The sequence below is a fragment of the Natrinema soli genome (assembly GCF_028618695.1).
Genome location: NZ_JAQIVI010000693.1, coordinates 1 through 4,587 on the forward strand (window position 1 = coordinate 1; position 4,587 = coordinate 4,587).

At 67.2% G+C, this 4,587-nt stretch carries 5 protein-coding genes and 1 pseudogene; 2 read left to right on the plus strand and 4 right to left on the minus strand.

Annotated elements, in window-relative coordinates:
- Together PGX04_RS30205 and PGX04_RS30210 are read left to right on the plus strand one after the other, a co-directional pair.
- Positions 1-1,069, plus strand: a pseudogene (locus PGX04_RS30205) (DNA-binding protein); the annotation flags it as partial.
- Positions 1,070-1,183: 114 nt separating this feature from the next.
- Positions 1,184-1,693, plus strand: a complete 510-nt coding sequence (locus PGX04_RS30210; RefSeq protein WP_273741866.1) for an SHOCT domain-containing protein — start codon at positions 1,184-1,186, stop codon at positions 1,691-1,693.
- A gap of 91 nt (positions 1,694-1,784) precedes the next feature.
- Here PGX04_RS30210 and mnhG read toward each other — a convergent pair whose 3' ends face one another.
- The 4 genes from mnhG to PGX04_RS30230 all read right to left on the minus strand — a co-directional run.
- On the minus strand, positions 1,785-2,195 hold the full coding sequence (gene mnhG, locus PGX04_RS30215; protein WP_273741867.1) for a monovalent cation/H(+) antiporter subunit G: 411 nt from the start codon (positions 2,193-2,195) through the stop codon (positions 1,785-1,787).
- Entirely contained in the window at positions 2,192-2,482 is a 291-nt protein-coding gene (locus tag PGX04_RS30220; protein ID WP_273741868.1) for an MrpF/PhaF family protein, read from the minus strand. Before PGX04_RS30220 ends, mnhG begins: the two co-directional genes overlap by 4 nt.
- Entirely contained in the window at positions 2,475-3,080 is a 606-nt protein-coding gene (locus tag PGX04_RS30225) for a Na+/H+ antiporter subunit E (RefSeq protein WP_273741869.1), read from the minus strand. The genes PGX04_RS30220 and PGX04_RS30225 overlap by 8 nt, the downstream gene beginning before the upstream one ends.
- Positions 3,080-4,587: complex I subunit 5 family protein (locus PGX04_RS30230; protein WP_273741870.1), on the minus strand; the 1,508-nt coding region annotated here is incomplete at its 5' end. The genes PGX04_RS30230 and PGX04_RS30225, both read right to left, overlap by 1 nt.

The following is a 4,587-nucleotide window of genomic DNA, read 5'->3' on the forward strand; positions in this document are numbered from 1 at the left end:
CGACGGCTACGTCGCCGGTGCCGCCATCGAGCGCGCCGTCCTCCCGCTGGTTCGCGAGAAGCACACCCGCGAGGACGCGGAGTACCACTACTTCGAGCGCCGCCCGCTCGACGGCCGCGTCTACGGCATGGACGCCGCGACCAGCGACGTTACCTCGATGCTTCAGGCTCGAGACCGTCACGGCGAGCAACTCCCGCTCGTCGTTCTGGTTGACGCCGGCTCGACCGTCGAATCCATCGACGGCTACGAACTGCTCTCGCTGTACGACGCCGATTCGATCGTCATCGACGACAGCCGAGCGGACGACGAGGTCGGCGAGGCCGTCGACGTCGCCGTCGCGCCGTCGCTCGCCGGTGCCGATGTCGCGGACGTGACCTCGACCGCGCTGGCGACCAACGTCGCCGCGCACGTCAACGATGACGTCCGCGACGACCTCGAGCACCTCCCCGCGGTCAGCTACTGGGAGGACACGCCCGAGGAGTACCTCGAACTGGCGACCGAAGCCGGCTACGACGAGACCGGCGTCTCGGAACGCCGCGAAGCCGTCGCGCTCGAGGCCTACTACCAGTCCTACAAGGACAAGCGCGAACTCGTCATCGACCTGCTGTTCGGCGACGACGAGGGGTCGGACCGGCCTCGAGACGGCGATCTGGCCGCCCACGTCTCCGAGCAGTTCCGCGATAAGCTTGAGACCGGACTCGAGACGGCCCGCGAGAACCTCACGGTTCGCGGCGTCAACGGTGTAACCGTCTCCGTGCTCGACACGGACGCGTTCACGCACCGGTACAACTTCCCGACGACGATCCTGCTGCTGGACGCGCTTCACCGCAGCGAGCGCGATCGAGTCGATCCGCCGTACGTCACGCTCGGCGTCGGCGACGACGAACTGCACGTCCGCGCGACCGATGCCGTGAACGTGCGCGATCTCGGCGATGCGATCGCCGAAGCAGTGCCGAACGGCGGCGTCAGCGTCGTCGGCGGCCGCGACGGTCACGTCGAGTTCCTGCCCGGCGCACGCGATGCGGTCCGCGAGGCCGCACTCGAGTCGCTCGGCGAGACGCTCGCGTAAGGCTCGTTCCTTCCCGTCGTCCACCGAATCGGATAGCTGCGCCACTGTGTCGGGAGCGAGTCGTCGATATTTCGGACCGATAACGTATTTCCCGTATCGGCGCGAAAAGTACGTATGGATGCGATCGAGGGGAGCGATCGCGAGCGCGCTGGGGATGGTCCGTGGAGCCGGCTTCGGGAGAACGCGACCGGAATCGCGTCGCTGCTCGTGACGGCGATTTGGCTCGGTGCCATGTTCACGAACCAGTCGTGGTGGCTCGCGGCGTTGCTCGTCGGCTACATCGCCGTCGTCCCGTTAGTCGCGATACTGTTCGGGGATGAGGACGATCAGCGAGAATGGGCCGACGATTACGTGGGGACGGACGAATCGGAGACGGTTTCGGACCCCGAGACGACCGCGACCGACTCCGAGACGAGCACACGTGACGCCCTCGAGACCCTTCGCGAACGGTACGCTTCCGGCGAGCTGACCGACGAGCAGTTCGAGCGCAAACTCGAGCGACTGGTCGGGACGGAGACGGTCGAAGACGCCGAGGAGTGGACTCGAGAGCGGTCCCGAAATCGGGAACGGGACGACCGGGGTCGGGATCCGGATGGAGATCGAGACCTCGAGTACGACCGCTGAGGAAGAACGTATCGGGTCGGTTGGAGGTCATTTCCGGTGGAACCGCAAGACGGGTCTCGGTTCCGCCGAGAAACAGTTACAACCGGCCCGCTCAGTCGTCGGTCGGTTCGGTCTCGTCCGATCGTTCGGTACGCTCGGATCGTTCGGTGCGGTCGGGTCGCTCGGATCGTTCGGGTCGCTCGACCGCGTTCGGATCGGGCCAGGTGACGCTCCCGAGGAACGGGATGCCGATCCGCTCGGCGGCGCGGGCGATCATGTGCGAGCCGGTCGGGACGGTCAGGAAGAGGAAACCGATCCCGATCAGTGCGGTCAGTCCCTCGCTTCCGGGACCGAACTCGACGAAGCCAGCGAGAAAGATCGCGGCGGTGCCGAGCGTCGTCGGCTTGCTCGTGGCGTGCATCCGGTTGTAGACGTTCGGCAGACGGAGCAAACCGATGGTGCCGACGGTCAGGAAGAACGAGCCGACGACGACCAGTACGATCACGACGATCTCGTGGATCATTCGATCACCTCGCCGTCGGTGACGAACTTGGCGACCGCGACGGTCGCGATGAAGCCGATGATCGCGAGCACGAGGCTCACGGTGATGAAGAGCCCCCGATCGGTCAGGAGGGCGAACAGGACGGCGATCGCGACGACGTTCGTCGCGATGGCGTCGAGCGCGACGACGCGATCCGGGTTCGTCGGTCCCCGAATGACGCGGTAGCCACAGAGCACACAGAGCCCGCTAATGAGGACTAACGCGGCCCGGATTGCCATTTCGAGGACGGCCGGGGTCGCCTCAGTCATCGTCGACACCTCCGCCTTGGGGGTCCGCGGTACTGTCTCTTTCCCCGCCGGAGACGATGATTTCGGGCGGCGGGTCCGACGGCAACGCGTCCTCGTCGAACAGCTCGAGGGCGTAGTTCTCCCAGGTTCGGATCGGCTCGGCGATCGCTTCGGGATCCCGGCCGTTGACGCCGTGGACGTACAGCGCGTTCGTCTCGTCGTCGTAGTCCAGCGTCACCGTCCCGGGCGTGATCGTGATGCTGTTGGCGATGACGGTGATCGCGAGATCGGACTCGACCCGGAGCGGTACCAGGATCACTTCGGGCTCGATCGGCATGCCGGGCGAGAGTACCCGATAGGCGACGTCGAGGTTCGCCCGCAGGAGCTCCCGGGTGAACGCGCCGAGATAGAACCCGGCGTAAGGGAGCGCTCGAGCCCCGCGACCGAGATCGACGTACTTGCCGTACAGCCGCCGGAAGACGTACGCGACCGGGAGGCCGACAACGAGTCCCGCGAGGAAGCCCCGGAGAAGCGAGATCGGGGTGAGTGGCTGTCCGACGACGAACACCCACAGGGCGGCGAAGACGACGCCGACGACCGGCCAGGTCCGAACCCGCATCAGTGCTCACCCCCGCTCGAGTCGATCAGTTCGCTCGCGTCCTGGGGATCGACAGCGTCGACGTAACCCTCGGTGTCGAGCGCGGCCTCCGCGGCGGCCTCCGCGAACTCGTAGACCGGTTCGAAGCCGACGCCGACTGCGACGATAGCCACTGCGAGGACGACGAGCACGGCCACCTGGATGGAGTCGACCGTCGCGGCTTCCACGACCGGCGTCCGCGCACCCCAGAAGCTTCGATTCCACATCCGGGTCGCGTAGGCGATGGTCAACAGCGACCCGACGAGCAGAAGCACGAGCACTGGGCCGGCCCCCGCTCGAGCCGCGGCGTCGAAGACGAGGAACTTGCCGAAGAAGCCCGAGAGCGGTGGAATACCGACGAGGGCGAGCGAGCCGACGAAGACGGCGATCGCCAGCGGCGGCGACCGACTCGCCAGCCCGCCGAGATCGGCGAACCGACTCGTTCCGGTCGCCGACTTGACCGTCCCGACGGCGAGGAAGAGTAGCCCCTTCGCCAGCGTGTGATTCAGCGCGTACACCAGCGCGGCGATGATGGCGAACTTCCGCAGCCCCGCAGCCGTCGCCGCGATCGCCACCGGAATCGCGATGAATCCGACCTGCCCGATGCTCGAGTAGGCGAAGACGCCCTCCAGCGAGTCGCGGCCCACGGCTCCGATGCCGCCGAGGAGGATGCTCGCGCCGGCCATGAGGAACAGGGCCGCGCCGACGAACGGCAGCGGCGAGTCGCCCGCGATGGCGACGTCCACCAGCGGAAGCGGGAGGTTGACGGCGACCTCCGCACCGGCGAACACGGTAAAGGAGAGGCGGATGATGGCGTAGATCCCGACCTTCTTGGTCGCGCCGGCCAGCAGCGCCGTGATCTGGGGCGGCGCGGCCCGGTACGCCGTCGGGATCCAGAACTGGAAGGGGACGAGGCCGGCCTTGATCGCGAACACGGACAGGAGCAAACCGAGCAGGCCGACGACCGGCACGGGATCGAGGCCGTAGGCCGCCGGCTCGGCGAGGCGCTGGGCGAGATCGGCCATGTTGAGCGTTCCAGTCGTCGCGTAGACGCCGCCGACGCCCAGCAGAAAGATCGCGCTGGCCAGCAGATTGAGCGAGACGTACCAGAACGCGGCGCGGGTGTGCTGGGGGCCACCGCTGTAGGCGACGAAGACGTAACTGGCCATCAGCATGACCTCGAACCAGACGAAGAGGTTGAACAGGTCACCGGTGAGGAAGGCCCCAGTGACGCCCAGCGCGAGGAAGTGAAAGAGCGGGAAGTAGTAACTGCGTCCCTCGCCGCCGGGGAGGTGGCGGGTCGAGAAGACGAGCGATGCGATGCCGAGGATCGCGACCATCGTCAGCATGAACGCCGACAGGCCGTCGGCGACGAGCGTGATGCCGAACGGCGCCGGCCAGTCGCCGACCTGATAGGTCGCGATCCCCGGCGCGCCCGGCGCGAGGACGATATACCAGTCGATCGCCGCGACCGCGATCGCGTAGCCCG

What these genes read in the sequence shown, in the direction of transcription:
- PGX04_RS30210 (WP_273741866.1), top strand. Translation starts at nt 1,184, where the DNA reads ATGGATGCGATCGAGGGGAGCGATCGCGAGCGCGCTGGGGATGGTCCG.
- PGX04_RS30225 (WP_273741869.1), bottom strand. Translation starts at nt 3,080, where the DNA reads ATGCGGGTTCGGACCTGGCCGGTCGTCGGCGTCGTCTTCGCCGCCCTG.
- PGX04_RS30220 (WP_273741868.1), bottom strand. Translation starts at nt 2,482, where the DNA reads ATGACTGAGGCGACCCCGGCCGTCCTCGAAATGGCAATCCGGGCCGCG.
- mnhG (WP_273741867.1), bottom strand. Translation starts at nt 2,195, where the DNA reads ATGATCCACGAGATCGTCGTGATCGTACTGGTCGTCGTCGGCTCGTTC.